The sequence below is a fragment of the Stenotrophomonas panacihumi genome, from assembly GCF_001431645.1.
Lineage (GTDB): Bacteria > Pseudomonadota > Gammaproteobacteria > Xanthomonadales > Xanthomonadaceae > Stenotrophomonas_A > Stenotrophomonas_A panacihumi.
On sequence record NZ_LLXU01000091.1, the window covers coordinates 1 to 18876 of the forward strand.

An 18876-nucleotide genomic window follows, 5' to 3' on the forward strand; every position below is an offset into this window, starting at 1 on the left:
GGAGCGGGGTGGGTGGCTGCACGGGGCGCGGTTCGTTCGGGGCGATCGGGATCGGCACGGGCGGGGTCGGGACGGTGATCGGCATCTGCCAGCGTGGGGTCACCGGCTGCGGGGCCGGCGGCATGGCGCGGTGGCTCAGCGGGATCAGCAGCAGCAACAAGGCCAGCAGGTGCAGGGCGATCGCCGTGCTCAGGGCGAGGATGCGCGAAGGGTCGAAGCGGAAGGCAAACGGCGAATATTGCGTGCGAACCATGTCCCACCTCCTTGGAAAAGGAACTGCGGAGTGATGCTGCACGGATGTCCCCGGAAGACGCTGCCACCGGAGGCACGCCTGCGGTTCGATCATTGGCTCGGGTTTGGTTGGCTGGATAGGGCTTGGGGTGTGGGCGTTTTGCTTTCGTTCGGGTTTGCGCTTGAAGCGCGGCCTTTCGATTGGCGTCGCGCAGCGCCCGGGCGGCAGGCCAGCGCGAACGGGACGGGACAGCGGGGCCGCGGAGGGCTCCAAAAAAAACGGGGCCGGTTTGGCCGGCCCCGAGTGTTTGCTGTGTGTTGTTTGTTACCTGGCCAGCTCGAATGTCACGTCCAGGTTGACCGACAGCGTCGTTTCACCCGGCGATACCGGGGTGTCCATCGCCGCGCTCTGCGCGCGGGCCATCATCATCACCGGGCGCACGCCGCCGCTGCGGCCTTCGGAAATGCTCACGATGCGGCGCACCTTCAGGCCCAGCTGGCGGGCGTAGGTCTCGGCACGCTGCTGCGCCTTCTTCAGCGCGGCGATGCGGGCTTCGTCGTACACCGGTTCGGGGTTGTCGATCTCGAAGCTCGGGCCGTTGATCTGGTTGGCGCCCTGCGCGGCCAGGGCATCAAGCACCTTGCCCAGGCGCGAGACGTCGCGCACCTTCAGGCTCACGGTGTTGCTGGCCTGGTAACCGGTGATCTTCGGTGCCTCGCCTTCCTTGTACTGGTACTGCGGGCTGAGGTTGATGCCGCTGGTCTGCACGTCCTTCTCGGCAATGCCGGCCGCCTTGATCGCGGCGACCACCTTGGTCATCTGCTCGGCGTTCTGGCGCATGGCGGTGTTGCCGTCCGCGGCCTGGGTGACGACGCCGGCCGAGAGGCGGGCGATGTCCGGCACGCGGCTGGCCTCGGCGTCGGCGGAGACGTTGAGGATCGTGGCGTCGGCGGGAAGGGTGTAGGCGGGGGCGGTCTGGGCCTGGGCGGTCATGGCAAGGGCCAGCGGGGAAAGGGACAGGGCAAGCAGCAACGGCTTGAGGGCGCGCATTCGACGTTCCTTGAGGATGGGCGCGATCAGACTGGTTTCGGAACGATGAACCGGCTGTGAGCCGTGCGTGGGCCGAGCGTCATGGCGCGGTCGCGCGGGGCCGCGGGTTATGCTTCGCCGATGCTCTGGCTCGCTTCCCGTTCCCCCCGCCGTTCCGAACTCCTGCAGCGCCTCGCCATCCCCTTCCAGGTCGTCGACCTGGACGTGCCGGAGGTGCGCGGCGCAGACGAGCCGGCCCACGATTACGTCCGCCGCGTGGCGCTGGACAAGGCCCGCGCCGGCCTGGCCGCGGTGCGTGCCGACGACCCCGCCGCGCGCGTGCTGGCCGCCGATACCGAGGTGATCCTCGGCCAGCGCGTGTTCGGCAAGCCGGCCGATGCCAATGACGCGGCGGCGATGCTGCAAGCGCTCTCCGGCCACACCCACGAGGTCGTCACCGTGCTGGCGCTGGTCGATGCCGCCGGCGCCGAACGGGTGGAAACGGTGGTGTCCAAGGTGCGCTTCGCGCCGCTCGACGCCGCCACCATCGCCGCCTACGTCGCCACCGGCGAGCCGATGGGCAAGGCCGGCGCCTATGCGATCCAGGGCCTTGCCGAAAGTTTCGTCCAGCACCTGGAGGGCAGTTACTCCGGGGTGATGGGCTTGCCGCTGTACCAGACCTCGCAACTGCTCAACCCCCACGGAGCGCCCTGATGTCGGAAGAGATCCTGGTCAATGTGACCCCCCGCGAGACCCGCGTGGCGGTGATCGAGAACGGCATGCTGCAGGAGCTGCACATCGAACGCGGCTGGCGCCGCGGCGTGGTCGGCAACATCTACAAGGGCAAGGTGCAGCGGGTGATGCCCGGCATGCAGGCCGCCTTCGTGGAGGTGGGCCTGGAACGGGCCGCCTTCCTGCACGCCAACGACGTGGTCCGCGCGGCCGCGCCGGGCGTGGTCGAATCCGGCGAGCCGCCGCTCACCCCGGCCACCGCCGTGCCCATCGTCGAGCTGCTGCGCGATGGCCAGGACGTGGTGGTGCAGGTGGTCAAGGACCCCATCGGCAGCAAGGGCGCGCGCCTCACCACGCAGATCAGCATTCCCTCGCGCTACCTGGTGCTGCTGCCGCAGTCCAAGGTGGTCGGGGTGTCGGCGCGCATCGAGGACGAGTCCGAACGCGCGCGCCTGAAGGGCATCGTCACCGAGCTGGCCGCCAGCCACGGCGGCTACGGCTACATCATCCGCACCAACGCCGAAGGGCAGCCGGCCGAGGCGCTGGCCGAGGACATCGCCTACCTGTCGCGCGTGTGGAACGTGGTGGAGCGCCGCGGCCGCGAGTCGCCGACATGCAGCATCATCTACGAGGACCTGAGCCTGCCGCTGCGCTCGGTCCGCGACCTGATCCGCAAGGACGTGGACAAGGTGAAGGTCGACTCCAAGGAGACCTTCTCCCAGCTGCAGGCCTTCGTGGCCAAGTACATGCCGGTGCTGGCCGAGCGCATCGAGCTGTATGCCGGCGACCGCCCGATTTTCGACCTGTACGGCGTGGAGGACGAGATCGGCCGCGCGCTGGAGAAGCAGGTGCCGCTGAAGTCCGGCGGCTACCTGGTGATCGACCAGACCGAGGCGATGACCACCATCGACGTCAACACCGGCTCGTTCGTCGGCCAGCGCAACCTCGAGGAGACGGTGTTCCGCACCAACCTGGAGGCGGCGCAGTCGGTGGCGCGCCAGCTGCGGCTGCGCAACCTCGGCGGCATCATCATCATCGACTTCATCGACATGGACGACCCCGAGCACCGCCGCCAGGTGCTGCGCACGCTGGAGAAGTCGCTGGCGCGCGACCACGCCAAGACCACCGTCTACGATTTCTCGCCGCTGGGCCTGGTGGAGATGACCCGCAAGCGCACCGTCGAGAGCCTGGAGCGGCAGCTGTCCGAGCCGTGCCCGGAATGCGGCGGCCGCGGCAGCATCAAGACCACCGAGACGGTGACCTACGAGATCTTCCGCGAGATCACTCGCGCGGTGCGCCAGTTCGACGCCGCCCGCCTGCTGGTGATCGCCTCGCCCAAGGTGGTGGCGCGCATCACCGACGAGGAGTCCACCGCGGTGGCCGAGCTGGAGGAGTTCCTCGGCAAGAGCATCAGCTTCCAGTCCGACGACCAGTACCTGCAGGAGCAGTTCGACGTGGTGCTGTTGTGAAGGCCGGCCGGGTCGCCCGGCGATGTGAAGGGACTTTCGTGATGCCGTTGCGGTGGAGTTCGGCCCGCAGCTGGCATGCTGTGCGGCTCGTTCCTGCCCGTCGTCCCGTTCCCGGTTCCTGATGCCCACCCCGCTGCGCCGCCGCCTGCGCCTGACCCGCCGCTATGCCAGCTACGCGCTGGCGCTGGGCGTGGTGCTGGTCGCCCTGTTGGTGGGTGCGCTCAGCCAGGTGTTGCCGCTGGTGGAACGCCAGCCGCAGAAGGTCGAGGCCTGGCTCAGCACCCGCGCCGGCCAGCCGGTGCACTTCGATGCCATGCGTACCGAATGGACCCGCCGCGGCCCGCTGCTGCGCCTGCAGGGCCTGCGCATCGGCGCGCGCGACGGCGTGCAGGTCGGCGAGGCCGAGGTGCTGGTGGCCATGTATTCGGGCCTGCTGCCGGGCCGTTCGCTCACCGAGTTGCGCCTGCGCAACCTGGCCCTGACCCTGCAGCGCGCCGACGACGGCGCCTGGTCGGTGCAAGGCCTGCCCAGCACCGGCAGCGGCGACCCGCTCGACGCCCTGCGGCGCCTCGGCGAGCTGCAGGTGGTCGGTGGCCGCCTGCGGATCCACGCCCCGGGCATCGGCATCGACACCGTGCTGCCGCGCATCGACCTGCGCCTGCGCGTCAGCGGGCACCAGGTGCGCGCCGGCGGCCGCGCCTGGATCGACACCGCGCACGCCCCGCTCAGCGCGGTGCTGGATTTCGACCGCCATGCCGGCAACGGCACCGCGTATGCGGCCGCCTCGCCGGCCGAGTTGGCCGCGTGGGCGCCGCTGCTCAAGGCCGCCGGCGTGCAGCTGGCCGGTGGCGAAGGCCGCGCGCAGGTATGGGCCGAACTGCGCGCCAACCGCATCGTGGCGGTGACCACCCAGGCCGACCTCGACGGCGTGCGCCTGCGCGGTACCCCCGCAGCCGGTGGCCCGGCGCCGACCGTGGCCTGGGACCGCCTGCAGGCCAGCCTGCGCTGGCGCACCACCGCCGACGGCTGGCGCATCGACGCCCCGCTGCTGCGCATCACCACCGGCGGCAAGGTGCAGCCGCTGGACACCCTCTCCCTCGCCAGCGGCCATCGCTACGCGGTGAGTGGGCGCAATCTCGACGCCACCCCGCTGCTGGCCGTGCTCGGCCTCACCGACCAGGTCGACCCCGGCCTGCGAGGCTGGCTGCAGCAGTCGCGGCCCACGCTGCGGCTGGGTCGCCTGCAGCTCTCCGGCGAGCAGGGCGGCAAGCTGTGGGCCGAAGGCCGGCTGGACGAACTGGCCTTCGCCAGCGCCGGCCACGCGCCGGGGCTGAGTGGCCTGCAGGGCGAATTCGAAGGCGATGCCGACGGCGTGCGCCTGCGCCCCGTGCCGACGTCGCAGGTGCGCTTCGACTGGCCGTGGGGCTTCGGCGTGGTGCACGACGTGCGGCTGGCCGGCGAGATCGTCGGCTGGCGCGAGGGCGGCGGCTGGCGGGTAGCCACGCCGGCGCTGCGCGTGCAGTCGAACGATTACGCCGCGAACGTGCGCGGCGGCATGTGGTTCCAGAACGACGGCAGCCGCCCGCGCATCGACCTCGCCGCCGATCTGGACGAGGCGCAGGTGCCGGTCGCCAGCAAGTTCTGGATCCACGGCAAGATGAGCCAGCACGCGATCGACTGGCTCGACATGGCGCTGGCCGGCGGCACCTTGACCGAGGGCGTGGGCCTGGTCAGCGGCGACCTGGACGACTGGCCGTTCGACCAGCAGGACGGCCGCTTCGAGGCGACCGGGCATATCCGCGACGGCGTGATCCGCTTCCAGAAGGAGTGGCCGGCGATGGAGAAGGTCGACGCCGATGTCGCCTTCATCGGCAATGGCTTCACGCTGCACGGCCACGGCGACCTGGCCGGCGCGCCGGTGGAGCAGTTCGAGGCCGGCATCCCCGATTTCGGCGAAGGCCAGCTGTACGTGCGCGCGCAGACGAATGCCGACGCGGCGCGCCTGCTGTCGGTGCTGCGGCGCAGCCCGCTGCACGCCAGCTATGGCGACACGCTGGACAACGTCAGCGTCAGTGGCCCGGCCAGCACCAGCTTCGACCTGTTGCTGATGCTGCACGGTGGCCCGGGCGGGCACCTGAAGGGACAGGTCGCGCTGCAGGACGCCAAGCTCGCCGACAAGCGCTGGGACCTGGCGTTCGACCAGGTGCAGGGTACGGCGGACTACAGCAGCGAGGGCTTCGCCGCCGAAGGGCTGGCGGTGCGCCACAACGGCAATACCGGCACGCTGGACCTGCGCGCGGGCGCGCCGGTCAAGGATCCCAGCCAGGCTTTCGAGGCGCGCTACGGTTCGGTGCTCGACGCCAAGGACCTGTTCGACCGCGCGCCGCAGATGGAATGGCTGCGGCCGTACGTGCGCGGCGCCTCGCACTGGAATGTCGGCGTGAGCCTGCCGCGTGCGCAGCCCGGCAAGCCGGAGCCGGCCAGCCACCTGCGGCTGGATTCGGACCTGGTCGGCACCACGCTGGATCTTCCGGCGCCGCTCGACAAACCCGCCGAGCGCCCGCTGCCCACGCGCGTGGATGTCGCGCTGCCGCTGGGCAGTGGCGAGGTCGACGTGGCGTTCGGCCAATTGGTGGCGCTGAAGGCGGTGACGCAGAAGGACCGCACCGGCGTGCGCGTGGTGATGGGCAGCGACACCGTCACCGATGCGCCGCCCGAGCACGGGCTGGTCGTGACCGGCCATACGGATTCGCTCGACGCGATGGACTGGATCAGCCTGGCGCGCGGTGGTGACGGCGAGGGCGGCGATGCCAACAGCCTGCCGTTGCAGCAGGTGGATGTGCAGGCCGATCGCCTGCTGCTGATCGGCGGGGCATTCGCGCAGACGCGCCTGCGCCTGAAGCCGCAGCACGATGGGGTGACGGTGCAGCTCGATGGGCCTTCGTTGCAGGGCAGCCTGCAGGTGCCCAACGCGGACGGTGCGCTGGTGCGCGGCGACCTGCAACGGGTGTACTGGCAGTCGGCGGCGGCGCCGGCCACGCCGGCCCCGAGCGACGATGCGGCCGCCAGCGGCGCGCTGGCGCAGACGCTGCCCGAGCCGCAGCGCAAGGCGGTGGACGAGGTGGACCCGGCCAAGCTGCCGCCACTGTCGCTGGACGTGGCGGACCTGCAGCTGGGCAAACTGAAACTCGGCAAGGCGGTGCTGCGGACGCGCCGGCTGACGGATGGCTTGCAGCTGGACCAGTTGCAACTGCATTCGGCCGACCAGGACATCGCGCTCACCGGTGCGTGGCGCGGCAAGGGCGAGGCGGCGACGACGCGGCTGTCGGCGCGGTTGGATAGCCGCAATCTCGGCGAGCTGGTGCGCGACCTGGGCTTCGGTGGGCAGCTGCGCGCCGGCGAGGGCGAGTTGCAGCTCGATGCGGGTTGGCCGGGGTCTCCCACCGGGTTCAAGCTGGCCGAGCTGGAGGGCAACCTGAAGGTGGCGGCGCGCAATGGGCAGCTGCTGGAGGTGGAGCCCGGAGCCGGGCGCGTGCTCGGGCTGTTGAGCGTGGCGCAGTTGCCGCGCCGCCTGATGCTGGATTTCCGCGATTTCTTCTCGAAGGGGTTCGCCTTCAATCGCGTCGATGGCGAGGTGCGGTTCGATAACGGGCTGGCGCAGACGAGCAAGGTGCGCATCGAAGGGCCGGCGGCGGATATCGATATCCGCGGGGCGGCGGACCTGCGCGCGCAGCAGTTCGACCAGACGATCGATGTGCATCCCAAGTCCGGCAACCTGCTGACGGTGGTCGGCGCGGTGGCCGGTGGGCCGGTCGGGGCCGCCGTGGGCGCCGCGGCCAATGCGGTGTTGTCCAAGCCGCTGGGCGAGCTGGGGGCGCGTACTTATCGGGTGACCGGGCCTTGGAAGGATCCGAAGGTCGAGGTCGTCGGGCGCGAGGAGCACGACGAGGCGGAGGCCACGCCTGCCTCCGGGAAGAAGGCTGATCCGAAGGACTAGGGGGTCTTGAGTGGTTTTCCATGCAGAGCCGCGGTGGGCTGGTCGCGCGGCGAGCGGTGGGCAAGCCTCATCGGGACACGCCGTGAACCCATCCATGGGGGCTCGTCGGCGACATCCATGTCGCCAACGGTCCCGATGAGGCTTGCCCACCGCTCGCCCGATACCTTCCCGGCGCTTCACGAAGCGACGCTTCAATCCTTCTTCGCTGGGTCTTCTTCGGCGCGGATGAATCCCGGCAGACGCAGTTTCGTGCGGTGGCCCGGTTCCGGCGTCGGCGAGTCGCCGGTCACGCCGCGGAAATAGCCGCGTTGCCATCTTTCACGCGAAGCATCCGAGTTCGGGTCGTTGAGGTCCTGCAGGAATTGGCCGCGGCTTTGCGTCCATTGGGTATACAGGCGTTCGAGATCCGGTTCGTCGGAAAGCGGGCGCCATTCGGCGCTGCAGTCGTCCAGCATCCTGCGCTGCAGCGGGAACAGGTGGCAGAACGGTTCGCCCGCCTGGAAGCGCACGCGGCCCGGGCGGGTGAAACGCCAGTTCATGGTGAAGGTGTAAGGGCTCCAGTCGGTCTCGACGATGCCGGTCAGGCCGGCAATGCCGTCCTTGGGGCGGTTCACCGGGCCGCCCACCATCAGGTCAACGCCTTCTTCGGTACGGAACAGGCACGGGACGTGGAAGGTCAGCACGCCGTAGCCGAAGTGGCTCACCGCCGGGGCATGCGTGCCCGGGTCGGCGTAGATGCGCACGTCCTGCAGGGCGTTGCCGCCGGTCCACTCGGCCATGAAGCCGGTCTGGCACAGCAGTTCCCAGCCGTGCGAGTTGGCGATCGCCAGCGGCAGGCAGCGGTAGGCGTAGTGCTGTTCGGTGGCATCCATCCAGTCGCGTTCGCGCGGGGCGGGGCGGATGTCCAGGGTGTGGCCATCGAGGACGTAGGCGGTCAACTTCATCGGCTTTCCTGGCCGGGACATGACCGCAGTGTCCCGCGTTTGCGCACGTTTCCGCCACATCGCGGCTTGTGCGCGAGGGCGCCGGCCCCCATCCTGCACGCATGACCGATAACGCTCTCGCCCTGGCCGAAACCCGGCTGCTGCTCCCCGCCGGCCTCGATGCCGGCCACCTCGACCGCACCTTCGGCACCCTGCTCGGGCCCGGGGTGGATTTCGGCGACCTGTATTTCCAGCATTCGCGCCGCGAGAGCTGGAGCATGGAGGACGGCATCGTCAAGGACGGCGCGCATTCCATCGAACAAGGCGTGGGCGTGCGCGCGATCTCCGGCGAGAAGACCGGCTTCGCGTATTCCGATGACATCCAGCGCGAGGCGCTGCAGGCCGCGGCGCAGTCGGCGCGGGCGATCTCCCGCGATGGCGGCGCGCAGCCGGCGCGTGCGCTGGTGGGCGGCCACGGCCGCGCGCTGTATCCGGCCACCGATCCCATCGACGACCTCGACAACGCCGCCAAGCTCGACGTGCTGCGCCGCCTGGACCAGTTCCTGCGCGCGGCCGATCCGCGGGTGAAGCAGGTGATGGTGAGCCTGTCCGGCGGCGTGGACACGATGCTGGTGGCGCGCAGCGACGGCGTGCTCGCCGCCGACGTGCGTCCGCTGGTGCGCTTGAACGTGCAGGTGATCGTCGAGCATGCGGGCCGCCGCGAGAGCGGCTACGCCGGTGGCGGTGGCCGCTATGGCTACGCCGAGCTGTTCGCCGATGGCCGTCCGGAAGCGTTCGCCCGCGAGGCGCTGCGCCAGGCGCTGGTGAATCTCGAAGCGGTGGCCGCGCCGGCCGGCACGATGCCGGTGGTGCTGGGCGCCGGCTGGCCCGGCGTGCTGCTGCACGAGGCGGTGGGCCACGGCCTGGAAGGCGATTTCAACCGCAAGGGCACCAGCGTGTACGCCGGGCGCATCGGCCAGCGCGTGGCCTCGCCGGGCGTGACCATCGTCGACGACGGCACGCTGCCCGGCCGCCGCGGTTCGCTCAACGTCGACGACGAAGGCACGCCGACGAACTGCACCACGCTCATCGAAGACGGCGTGCTGGTGGGCTACATGCAGGACACCCTCAACGCGCGCCTGATGGGCATGGCGCCGACCGGCAACGGCCGCCGCGAATCCTTCGCGCACCTGCCGATGCCGCGCATGACCAACACCTACATGCTCGCCGGCCAGCACGACCCGCAGGAGATGATCCGCTCGGTGAAGAAGGGCCTGTACGCCGTCAACTTCGGTGGCGGGCAGGTGGACATCACCAGCGGCAAGTACGTGTTCTCGGCCACCGAGGCCTACCTGATCGAGGACGGGAAGATCACCGCGCCGGTCAAGGGCGCCACGCTGATCGGCAACGGGCCGGAGACCATGCAGAAGGTGCGCATGGTCGGCAACGACCTGGCGCTGGACGAAGGCGTCGGCGTGTGCGGCAAGGACGGCCAGAGCCTGCCGGTGGGCGTGGGCCAGCCGTCGCTGCTGCTGGACGGCCTCACCGTCGGCGGCACCCAGGCCTGAGGGCGCGGATGCGCGCCATGGCAGGGAACGGGCGGGGTGCGCGGCGAAGTGCCGCGCCGCGGGGCTCAGTCTTCGTCGCGCTCGTGCGCGTCGTCGGCGTCTTCGCCGGCGTCGTCATCCTCGGGCGTGCGCGCCAGTTCGCGCAGCACCTGGAAGATTTCGCGGAACGCGCGCGGCGGCTTGTTGCGCAGCTTTTCCTCGCGCGCGTTGCGCAGCAGGGCGCGCAGGTGCTGGCGGTCGGCCTGCGGGTATTCCTCCAGCAGCTCGGTCAGCGCCTCGTCGCCCTCGGCGAGCAGGCGCTCGCGCCAGCGCTCGATGCGGTGCATCGTGGCCACTTCGCGGCGCGAGGTCTCGCTGTTGGCGTCCAGCGCGTCGCGGATCTTCTCCAGCGTCTCGTCCTCTTCGCGGCGCATCTGCTTGGCCAGGAAGGCCAGCTGCCGCTTGTGGGCGATGTGCGCGGTGATGCGGCGCGCTTCCTCGATGTGCGGGATCAGCGATTCGGGCACCGGCAGGCGCGAGAGCTGGGCCGGCGTCAGCGCCACCAGTTTCTCGCCCAGGGCCAGCACTTCCAGCGCTTCGCGCCGTTGCTGGCTGCGGCTGCTGCCCAGGAATTCACCGGTTTCTTCGTCACGTCCGCGCATCGTCTTTCCAATTCTTCATGGCCGCGACGAACGCGCGGCATTTACCCGCACAGGATAAAGCATTGAACGCGATCTCCCCCGATCTTCACGCCGCCGACGACAGCCAGGCCCGCCTGGACCGCCTGTCCGAGCTGTCCGAACGCCTGCTGTCGCGCGCCCGCGCGCTGGGCGCCAGCCAGGCCGAGGTGAGCTGCAGCGAAGAAAGCGGCCTGGACGTGAACGTCCGCCTCGGCGAGGTCGAGACGGTCGAATCCACCCGCGACCGCGGTATCGCGGTCACCGTCTACTTCGGCCACCGCAAGGGCAGCGCCAGCACCGCCGACCTGCACGAGTCCAGCCTGGAGGCCACCGTGGCCCAGGCCTGCGCCATCGCCCGCCACACCGAGGACGACCCGGCCTCCGGCCTGGCCGATGCCGAGCTCATGGCGCGCGAGTTCCCCGACCTCGACAGCTGGCACCCGTGGGCGCTGGAAGCCGACGCCGCCGTGGACCTGGCGCTGGCCTGCGAAGCGGCCGGCCGCGAAGCCGACGCGCGCATCGGCAATTCCGATGGCGCCTCGATGGGCCGCCACGCCAGCCTGTCGGTCTACGCCAACTCGCATGGTTTCATCGGCCGCGAGCGCGGCACCTCTTATTCGATCAGCTGCGCGTTGATCGCCGGCCAGGGCGAGGGCATGCAGCGCGATGGCTGGTACAGCAGCGCGCTGGCCCGCGAGGACCTGCAGTCCCCGCAGGCCATCGGCCGCCGCGCGGCCGAGCGCACCGTGGCGCGCCTGCAGCCCCGTTCGCTGCCGACCGCGCAGCTGCCGGTGATCTTCGCCCCGGAGGTCTCGCGCTCGCTCATCGGCCACCTGCTCGGCGCGGTCTCCGGCGGGGCGCTGTACCGGCGCGCCAGCTTCTTGCTCGATAGCGTTGGCCAGTCGCTGTTCCCCAACTGGCTGGACATCGACGAACGCCCGCACCTGCGCCGCGGCCTGCGCTCGGCCGCGTTCGACGGCGACGGCGTGGCCACGCGCGATTCGGCGCTGGTCACCGGCGGCGTGCTGCAGCGCTACGTGCTCGGCAGCTATTCGGCGCGCCGGCTCGGCCTGCAGACCACCGCCAATGCCGGCGGCGTGCACAACCTGCGCGTGTCCTCGAATGCGAAGGACCTGGCCGAACTGATCGCCGGGCAGTCGCGCGCGCTGCTGGTGACCGAGCTGATGGGGCAGGGCGTCAACGCGGTGACCGGCGACTATTCGCGTGGCGCCGGCGGCTTCCTCATCGAGAACGGGGCGATCAGCCACCCGGTCGACAACGTCACCATCGCCGGCAACCTGCGGGAGATGTTCCAACGCATCGCGGCGGTCGGCGCGGACATCGACACCCGCTCGCACATCCACATCGGCAGCGTGCTGGTGGACGGCATGACCGTGGCCGGCGAGGGCTGAGCCAGCCACACGTCTTGACAGGATCGGGGCCGCCCGCCGACAGTGCCAGCGCCCTCTCATGCCAAGGAACGAACGATGAGCGAATATGACACTTCCGCGTCTCCCCCGCCGCCGCCGGTGACCACCGCCGCGCCGCAGGAGGAACGCACGCTGGCGCTGGTCGCCCACCTGCTGGGGATCCTGACCTGGTTCGTCGGCGCGCTGGTGATCTGGCTGATCAGCAAGGACGCCAATCCGTCCAAGCCGTTTGCCACCGACCAGTCCAAGGAAGCGCTGAACTTCCAGATCACCATCGCCATCGCCTACGTGGCCTGCTTCATCCTGACGCTGGTGTCGTTCGGCCTGCTGTCCTTCCTCGGTTTCCTGGTGTGGATCGCCAACGTGGTGTTCTGCATCCTGGCCGCGGTGAAGGCCAACAACGGCGAGACCTATCGCTATCCGGTCACGCTGCGCCTGATCAAGTAATCGCGTCCTTCGATGGACACGCAAAAGGCCCGGCATCCGCCGGGCCTTTTGTTTTGCCTGTCAGTGCCGTGGCGCGGCTCAGTGGCCGCGTTCGACCGCCAGCCGCGCCAGCGCCGCCAGCGGCGCGGCGGCATCGCCTTCACCGGCGAGCGCCGCATGCATCTGTTCGCTGAGCGTGGCCAGGTGCGCGCGCGCACCGTCCATGCCGAGCAGCGCCGGGAAGGTGGATTTGTTCTGCGCCGCGTCCTTGCCGGCGGTCTTGCCGAGCTGCGCGGAGTCGGCCTCGATGTCGAGGATGTCGTCGCGCACCTGGAAGGCCAGGCCGAGCGCGGCGGCGAAGCCGTCCAGCCGGGCCAGCGTGGCCGTATCCGCGCCGCCCGCCAGCGCGCCCATCCGTACCGAGGCACGGATCAGCGCGCCGGTCTTCAGTTCGTGCATGGCGGTGAGCTGTTGCAGGCTCTGCTGGCGGCCGGTGGCGTCGATGTCCAGCGCCTGCCCGCCGCACATGCCGGCCGCGCCGGAAGCGCGCGCCAGGGTGCGCAGCCAGGCCACGCGCAGGGCGTCCGGCGCGGGGCTGTCGGCCAGCACTTCGAAGGCGCGGGTCTGCAGCGCGTCGCCGGCGAGGATCGCGGTGGCTTCGTCGAAGGCGATGTGCACGGTGGGCTGGCCGCGGCGCAGGGCGTCATCGTCCATGGCCGGCAGGTCGTCATGCACCAGCGAATAGGCATGGATCAGTTCGACCGCCGCGGCCGGGGCATCCAGCAGCGCCTCCTCGGCGCCGAGCAGGTGGCCGGCGGCGTAGACCAGCAGCGGGCGCATGCGCTTGCCGCCGCCGGTGGCCGCATGGCGCATCGCCGCGTGCAGGCGCTGCGGCGCGGTGGCCGCGTCGGGCAGGCAGGTGTCGAGGAACGCTTCGCTGCGCGCGCGCCAGCGCCCGAAGCGCTCAGCCGCCATGGAGCGGGGCGTCGAAGGGTTCGGCGTCTTCCGGGCGGGCCGGGTCGGTCAGCAGCTTCACGCGCAGCTCGGCCTGTTCCAGCGCCTGCTGGCACTGGCGGTACAGGCCGACGCCGCGCTCGTAGGCGGCGAGCGACTGTTCCAGGCTGAGGTCGCCGGCTTCCATCTTGGCGACCAGCTGTTCGAGTTCTTCCAGCGACTGCTCGAAGCGGGCGACCGGCGAGGTCTCTGGGGGGGACGTCTTGGGCATGCGTAAAGTGTGCGCGGCAGGGCCGGAAGGGTCAATTCACACGCGTGGCGGCTGCCAGGTGAGGTGCGCGCCGCGCGCCCGCAGCCAGGCTGAGAGGTCGGCCGAAAGCAGGGTATCGCCGGCCGCCAGCAGTGTCTGGTCGTCCCACAGCAGCGGCAGGGCGAAACGCTGCCACGGCGGGATCGCCGCGTCTTGCAACAGGTGCTTGAGCGGATGCGAATGCGCGCGGCCCGGCAGGCGCAAGCGTTCGCCACCGCGGCGGGCGCACACCCTGAGCGGGGCCTCGAACCCTTCGGCGCCATGCAGCGCGAGCTGCCCGCCATCGGGCAGGGCGAGGGGCGCGTGGCCGTCCCACGCGACGGACCAGTCGGCCGGCCACGGCGATTCGGGCGGCAGCAGGTGCAAGTGGTCGCGCCAGCGCCGGATCTCGACGCCATGCCACGCGAATCGCGCGCCATCGGCGGCCGGCAGCACCTGCGCTTCGATCGCGGCGACGCCCTGCGCCGGTAGCGGAGGCGCGTCGAACTGCCCCACCCAGCGCCGCAGCAGGCGCGCGCGCTGGGCGGGCGGCTCGCGGCGCAGCGCCTCCAGCGCCAGCGGGCCGTCGGTGGCATGCGCGGCCAGCCACGCTTCTTCGCGCAGGCCGAGCAACGCGCTGGCCTGTCCACTCAGCGCGGCGCTGGCGGCGAACGCGGCGTCGGCGTGCGGCCAGCGCTGGCGCAGCAGCGGGAGCAGCTGGTGGCGCAGGAAGTTGCGATCGTGGTGCAGGTCGGTATTCGCCGGGTCTTCGATCCAGCGCAGCGCATGCGCCTGGCCATGGGCGAGCAGCGCCGCACGCGGCACCGACAGCAGCGGCCGCCACAGCTGGCCGGCGGCGAACACGCGTTGCGAGTGCATCGCCGCCAGCCCCTCCGGGCCGGAGCCGCGCAACGCGCGCAGCAGGAAGGTTTCGGCCTGGTCGTCGCGGTGGTGGGCGAGCGCCAGCCATTCGCCGGCTTGCAGGCTGGCGGCAAAGGCGGCGCGGCGTGCGGTGCGTGCCGCGCCTTCCAGGCCCAGGCCGCTGTCGATGTCCACGCGGACGTGGCGCACTTCCAGCGCGATGTCCAACGCCGCGCAGAACGCGGTGCAATGCGCCTGCCAGGCATCGGCGTCTGCGTGCAGGCCATGGTGGACGTGCAGCGCGCGCAGGCCGCGTGCGCGGTAGTCGGGCAGGGCGGCCAGCGCGTGCAGCAGCACGCTCGAATCCAGCCCGCCGCTGAGCGCCACGCAGACCGGCCCCGGCGCCTGCGCGGGCAGGTGCGCCAGGACGTCGGTCGCGGCGCTCATCGCGCGCTCCGGCGGCCCGCGCGGGTGGCGCGGGCCGGGAGGTTGCGCGGGGATGTCGGCAAGCGGACCGGGTTCACCCGGTCATTGTGCCGCCTTGCGCTCGAAACTTTCCGGCTTCGGCAGGTCCACCGGCACGCCGTCGGCGTTGCAGGTGCCGGCCGCGCACAGGCGCTGGCGCAGCTTCGGCGTGGCCTGGACGATGACGTGGTAGATCACGTTCTCTTCCAGCGTGCCGCGGAACGCCTGGCTGCCCGGGCCGGTGGCCCAGATGCCGACGTCTTCGCCACCGTGGGTTTCCGCCTTCAGAGGCACCAGGCTTTCCTGCATGTACGCCGGTGCTTCGGTATCGACGTGGGTCAGGTCGGGGCGGCCCTGCACCGGCTCCACGCTGCTCGGCTCGTGGTTGAACTTCTTCGGGCCGGCCGGCTGCGCGTTGCTGGCGCCGGTGTAGCCCGGGCCGTTGGCGTAGCTGAGCGTGGTGTAGGGCTGGCCGTTGAGGTCGCGCGCGTACTGGCTGCGGTCGCCGTCTTCGCCGCCGAGGCCGCGCACCTTGCCCAGGATCGGGTTGCCGCGCACCGGGTAGCCGACGAAGTTCAGCGTGTGCGAGTGGTCGGCGGTGACGATGATCAGCGTGTCGGCCGGCGCGGTTTCCACCGCCGCGCGCACCGCGTCGGAGAGCGAGACGGTTTCGTCCAGCGCGCGGAATGCGTTGCCGGCGTGGTTGGCGTGGTCGATGCGGCCGCCCTCGATCATCAGCACGAACCCGTTGGGGTCGCGCGACAGCGTGCGGATCGCGGTACGGGTCATTTCGGTCAGGCTGGGCTCGCCCTGCGGGCCCTGCTTGCGGTCGTGGTCGAACTGCATGTGGTCCGGCTCGAACAGGCCCAGCAGCGCCGGGGCGTCCTGCGCGGCCTGTAGCTGGCCCTCGTTCCACACATAGCGGCCCTGCGGGTGCTGCTGCTGCCATTCGGCGATGAGGTCGCGGCCGTCCAGGCGCAGGCCGACCTTGTCGTCGTACTCCGGGTCGCGCTCGCTGGCCGGCATCAGCTCGGTGCGGCCGCCGCCCATCACCACCTGCGGGCCACGGCCGTAACGCTGCGCGGCGATCAGCTGCTGGGCGATATCGCGGCAGCCGGCGGCCTGGGCGGCCTCCGGCACGTCGGCGTCGCTTTCCCAGTTGCGCTCGGGCGTGTGTGCGTAGGTGGCCGCCGGCGTGGCGTGGGTGATGCGCGTGGTGGTGACGATGCCCGTCGCCATGCCGGCGCTGTCGGCCAGGGTGAGCCAGCTCAGCAGGCCCTTGCCCAGGCTGTCGGCGCAGCCGTCGCGGCTGCCGGCGCTGACGCCGATCGCGCCCATGTGGGTCTTCACGCCGGTGGAGATGGCGGTCATGGTGCCGGCCGAATCGGGGGTCTGCGAATCGGTGTTGTAGGTCTTGCTGAAGGCGGTGGCGGGGAACTGCTCCCACGAGAGCAGGTTCTCTTCGCCCGGGCCGCCCTTGCGCTGGCCATCGAGGATGCGCGCGGCGGCCACGGTCGTCAGGCTCATGCCGTCGCCCAGGAACAGGATGACGTTCTTCGCCTTGCCGGCCATGGCGCCGTTGGCGGCCGCGCGGGCGGCGCCGCTGCGGTACCACCATTGCGGGGTTTCCTGCTGCGGGTGCTGGATCGGCGGCACGTCGACCGCGGTGACGGCGCTGGCGCGGGTGGGCGAGGAGGTGCTGGCGCAGGCGGCCAGCAGCAGGGTGGACAGCAGGCCGAGCGCGGGCAGGCGCGGATCGAAGGCGCGGTGCTTCATGAGGGAGGACGACTCTCGCGGGAAACCGGCCCCCATTATGAACGGGCAAGCGCTTCATCCGGGTGACACGGCGACACCAGCACGCCGGTGTTCCAATGGTGGCGTCGTCCGGCGCGGCGGGATCGGCTAAGGTGCCGTGATCCTGTTTTGAAGTCCGCCGATGAAATTGGTCTCCGCCTGGTTCCGCATTCCTTTCTGGCAGCGCGTGGTCGCCGGCTTCGTGCTCGGCGCGCTCGCCGGCTGGGCCTTCGGGCCGGCCGCCAAGACCTGGTTCGAGCCGCTGGGCGACCTGTACGTCACGCTGATCAAGATGATCGCCGTGCCGCTGGTGTTCTTCGCGGTCATCAACGCGATCTCCGCGCTGCACGGGCAGAAATCGGTGGCCGCGCTCGGCGGGCGCACCTTCCTGTGGTTCATCGCCACCGCGGCGATGGCGGTGTGCGTGGGCCTGGCGGTAGGCACGCTGATGCAGCCGGGCGCCGGCCACTTCGGCCTGAGCGTGGATTCGCAGTGGACCCCGCGCGATGTCCCCAGCCCGGTGAAGGTGCTGATGGACGTGGTGCCGTCCAACCCGTTCTATGCGCTGACCGGCATCGGCACGCGCACCAACGCGGCCGGCGAGACGGTGCTGGCGGCGGGCCGCGGCTCGATCCTGCCGGTGATCTTCTTCGCCGCGCTGCTGGGCTTTGCGATGGTCAAGCTCGGCGAGCGCGTGGCCGAGGCGCGCAAGCTGGTTGGGCAGATGAGCGAGATCATGATCCAGGTCACCCGCTTCGTGCTGGAGGTGACCCCGATCGGCACGTTCGGCCTGATCGCCGGCCTGGTGGGCGCCTACGGTTTCGAGAAGCTGCTGCCGTTCGGCAACTTCGTGCTGGCGCTGTACATCGCCTGCGCGTTCCACATCGTGTTCGTCTACGGCAGCCTGCTGCTCGCGCACGGCCTGAACCCGCTGAAGTTCTTCCGTGGCGCCGCGCCCGGCATGCAGGTGGCGTTCGTGTCCTCGTCGAGCTTTGCCGCGATGCCGGTGGCGATGCGCTCGATCACCCACAACCTGGGCGTCAACAAGGATTACGCCGCCTTCGCCGTGCCGCTCGGCGCGAGCATCAAGATGGACGGCTGCGGGGCGATCTACCCGGCGCTGTGCGCGGTGTTCATCGCGCAATACACCGGCGTGCCGCTGACCGCCGACCAGTATTTCGTCGTGCTGATCGCCTCGGTGCTGGGCAGTTTCGGCACCGCCGGCGTGCCGGGCACGGCGGTGGTGATGGCCACCGTGGTGCTGAGCGCGGCCAACCTGCCGCTGGAAGTCATCGGCTACCTGTACGCGATCGACCGCGTCCTCGACATGATGCGCACGATGACCAACGTCACCGGGCAGATGCTGGTGCCGGTGCTGGTGGCCAAGGAAACCGGCCTGCTCGACAAGCAGGTGTACGAGCTGGCTTCCAGCAACGTGGGCGTGGAGGACGTGCCGGGCGAAGGGCGCTCCTCGTGAGTGCGGGCGAAGGCTATCGCGTGGAGGCCTTCGCGCCTTCGCTGCACGATTACCTTCGCCTGCGCCAGGTCGCCGGGCTCTCGCCCAAGAGCGAGGCCGGTGCGCGCATCGGCCTGGCGCACACGTGTTTCGCCGTGCGCGTGGCGCACGGGGCGGAGATCGTCGGCATGGGCCGGGTGATCGGCGATGGCGGCTGCTTCTTCCAGATCGTCGATATCGCCGTCGAACCGGCGCACCAGGGCCAGGGGCTGGGCAAGGCGATCATGGCCGCGCTGATGGACTGGCTGCAGGCAAACGCGCCGGATCGCGCCTACGTCTCGCTGATCGCCGACGGCGCCGCGCGCCATCTGTATGCGCGCTTCGGCTTCGAGGAGACCGCGCCGGCCTCCGTCGGCATGGCCCGGCTGCTGCGCCAGGGTACGGTGTAACGCTGTAAAGCTGTAAAGCGGCGACTGTATCGCCACTGTTACGCCCGCGCCGAGCCAGGCGTGACAAGGGCCTCACCCGGATGAACGCGCGAAGGCAGGCGCCGAGGGCGCGCCTGCGCTGTAACAGCCGCGCCTTTGGTGCA

At 70.7% G+C, this 18876-nt stretch carries 15 protein-coding genes and 1 pseudogene; 8 read left to right on the top strand and 8 right to left on the bottom strand.

Features of this window, described 5'->3' with window-relative positions; translation table 11 throughout:
• Both ARC20_RS11530 and ARC20_RS11535 read right to left on the bottom strand, forming a co-directional pair.
• Positions 1 to 253 (bottom strand): annotated as a pseudogene (locus ARC20_RS11530) (energy transducer TonB); the annotation flags it as partial.
• A 303-nt stretch (positions 254 to 556) separates the two neighbouring features.
• Entirely contained in the window at positions 557 to 1282 is a 726-nt protein-coding gene (locus tag ARC20_RS11535) for an SIMPL domain-containing protein (RefSeq protein ID WP_057647233.1), read from the bottom strand.
• Between the two features lie 120 nt (positions 1283 to 1402).
• Here ARC20_RS11535 and ARC20_RS11540 point away from each other — a divergent pair, with 120 nt between their 5' ends.
• The 3 genes from ARC20_RS11540 (at position 1403) to ARC20_RS11550 (ending at position 7459) form a co-directional block, all read left to right on the top strand.
• Positions 1403 to 1975, top strand: coding sequence for a Maf family nucleotide pyrophosphatase (locus ARC20_RS11540; protein ID WP_057647289.1), 573 nt, complete (start codon positions 1403 to 1405; stop codon positions 1973 to 1975).
• The gene (gene rng / locus ARC20_RS11545) at positions 1975 to 3462 is read left to right on the top strand and encodes a ribonuclease G (protein ID WP_057647235.1); all 1488 of its coding nucleotides are present in this window, start codon (positions 1975 to 1977) and stop codon (positions 3460 to 3462) included. Before ARC20_RS11540 ends, rng begins: the two co-directional genes overlap by 1 nt.
• Before the next feature lie 121 nt (positions 3463 to 3583).
• Entirely contained in the window at positions 3584 to 7459 is a 3876-nt protein-coding gene (locus ARC20_RS11550) for a YhdP family protein (protein WP_057647236.1), read from the top strand.
• Positions 7460 to 7650: 191 nt separating this feature from the next.
• On the opposite strand, the gene ARC20_RS11555 is transcribed toward ARC20_RS11550, so the two are convergent.
• Positions 7651 to 8403, bottom strand: a complete 753-nt coding sequence (locus tag ARC20_RS11555; RefSeq protein ID WP_057647238.1) for a DUF6065 family protein — start codon at positions 8401 to 8403, stop codon at positions 7651 to 7653.
• Between the two features lie 101 nt (positions 8404 to 8504).
• Here ARC20_RS11555 and tldD point away from each other — a divergent pair, with 101 nt between their 5' ends.
• Positions 8505 to 9950 carry a metalloprotease TldD gene (tldD, locus tag ARC20_RS11560; protein ID WP_057647241.1) on the top strand — a complete coding sequence of 482 codons (1446 nt, stop codon included), beginning with the start codon at positions 8505 to 8507 and terminating at the stop codon, positions 9948 to 9950.
• A 65-nt stretch (positions 9951 to 10015) separates the two neighbouring features.
• On the opposite strand, the gene yjgA is transcribed toward tldD, so the two are convergent.
• The gene (gene yjgA / locus ARC20_RS11565) at positions 10016 to 10591 is read right to left on the bottom strand and encodes a ribosome biogenesis factor YjgA (protein ID WP_057647243.1); all 576 of its coding nucleotides are present in this window, start codon (positions 10589 to 10591) and stop codon (positions 10016 to 10018) included.
• Between the two features lie 62 nt (positions 10592 to 10653).
• Here yjgA and pmbA point away from each other — a divergent pair, with 62 nt between their 5' ends.
• Together pmbA and ARC20_RS11575 are read left to right on the top strand one after the other, a co-directional pair.
• On the top strand, positions 10654 to 12021 hold the full coding sequence (gene pmbA / locus ARC20_RS11570) for a metalloprotease PmbA (RefSeq protein ID WP_057647244.1): 1368 nt from the start codon (positions 10654 to 10656) through the stop codon (positions 12019 to 12021).
• 75 nt (positions 12022 to 12096) lie between these two features.
• Complete coding sequence (locus tag ARC20_RS11575; RefSeq protein WP_057647246.1) at positions 12097 to 12486, top strand: DUF4870 domain-containing protein; 390 nt, start codon at positions 12097 to 12099, stop codon at positions 12484 to 12486.
• A gap of 78 nt (positions 12487 to 12564) precedes the next feature.
• Here the strand turns inward: ARC20_RS11575 and ARC20_RS11580 are convergent, their stop codons facing one another.
• The 4 genes from ARC20_RS11580 to ARC20_RS11595 all read right to left on the bottom strand — a co-directional run bounded on the left by ARC20_RS11580 (position 12565) and on the right by ARC20_RS11595 (position 16810).
• Positions 12565 to 13440, bottom strand: coding sequence for a polyprenyl synthetase family protein (locus ARC20_RS11580; RefSeq protein ID WP_057647248.1), 876 nt, complete (start codon positions 13438 to 13440; stop codon positions 12565 to 12567).
• The gene (locus ARC20_RS11585) at positions 13430 to 13690 is read right to left on the bottom strand and encodes an exodeoxyribonuclease VII small subunit (RefSeq protein ID WP_057647250.1); all 261 of its coding nucleotides are present in this window, start codon (positions 13688 to 13690) and stop codon (positions 13430 to 13432) included. Before ARC20_RS11585 ends, ARC20_RS11580 begins: the two co-directional genes overlap by 11 nt.
• A 36-nt stretch (positions 13691 to 13726) precedes the next feature.
• Positions 13727 to 15016, bottom strand: a complete 1290-nt coding sequence (gene tilS / locus ARC20_RS11590) for a tRNA lysidine(34) synthetase TilS (RefSeq protein ID WP_057647253.1) — start codon at positions 15014 to 15016, stop codon at positions 13727 to 13729.
• 81 nt (positions 15017 to 15097) lie between these two features.
• On the bottom strand, positions 15098 to 16810 hold the full coding sequence (locus ARC20_RS11595; protein WP_057647256.1) for an alkaline phosphatase family protein: 1713 nt from the start codon (positions 16808 to 16810) through the stop codon (positions 15098 to 15100).
• A gap of 160 nt (positions 16811 to 16970) precedes the next feature.
• On the opposite strand from ARC20_RS11595, the gene ARC20_RS11600 reads away from it, so the two are divergent.
• Entirely contained in the window at positions 16971 to 18305 is a 1335-nt protein-coding gene (locus ARC20_RS11600) for a dicarboxylate/amino acid:cation symporter (RefSeq protein WP_057647258.1), read from the top strand.
• Positions 18302 to 18733 (top strand): GNAT family N-acetyltransferase, encoded by a 432-nt coding sequence (locus ARC20_RS11605; RefSeq protein ID WP_202595445.1) that lies wholly within the window; start codon positions 18302 to 18304, stop codon positions 18731 to 18733. The genes ARC20_RS11600 and ARC20_RS11605 overlap by 4 nt, the downstream gene beginning before the upstream one ends.
• The last annotated feature ends 143 nt before the right edge of the window (positions 18734 to 18876 follow it).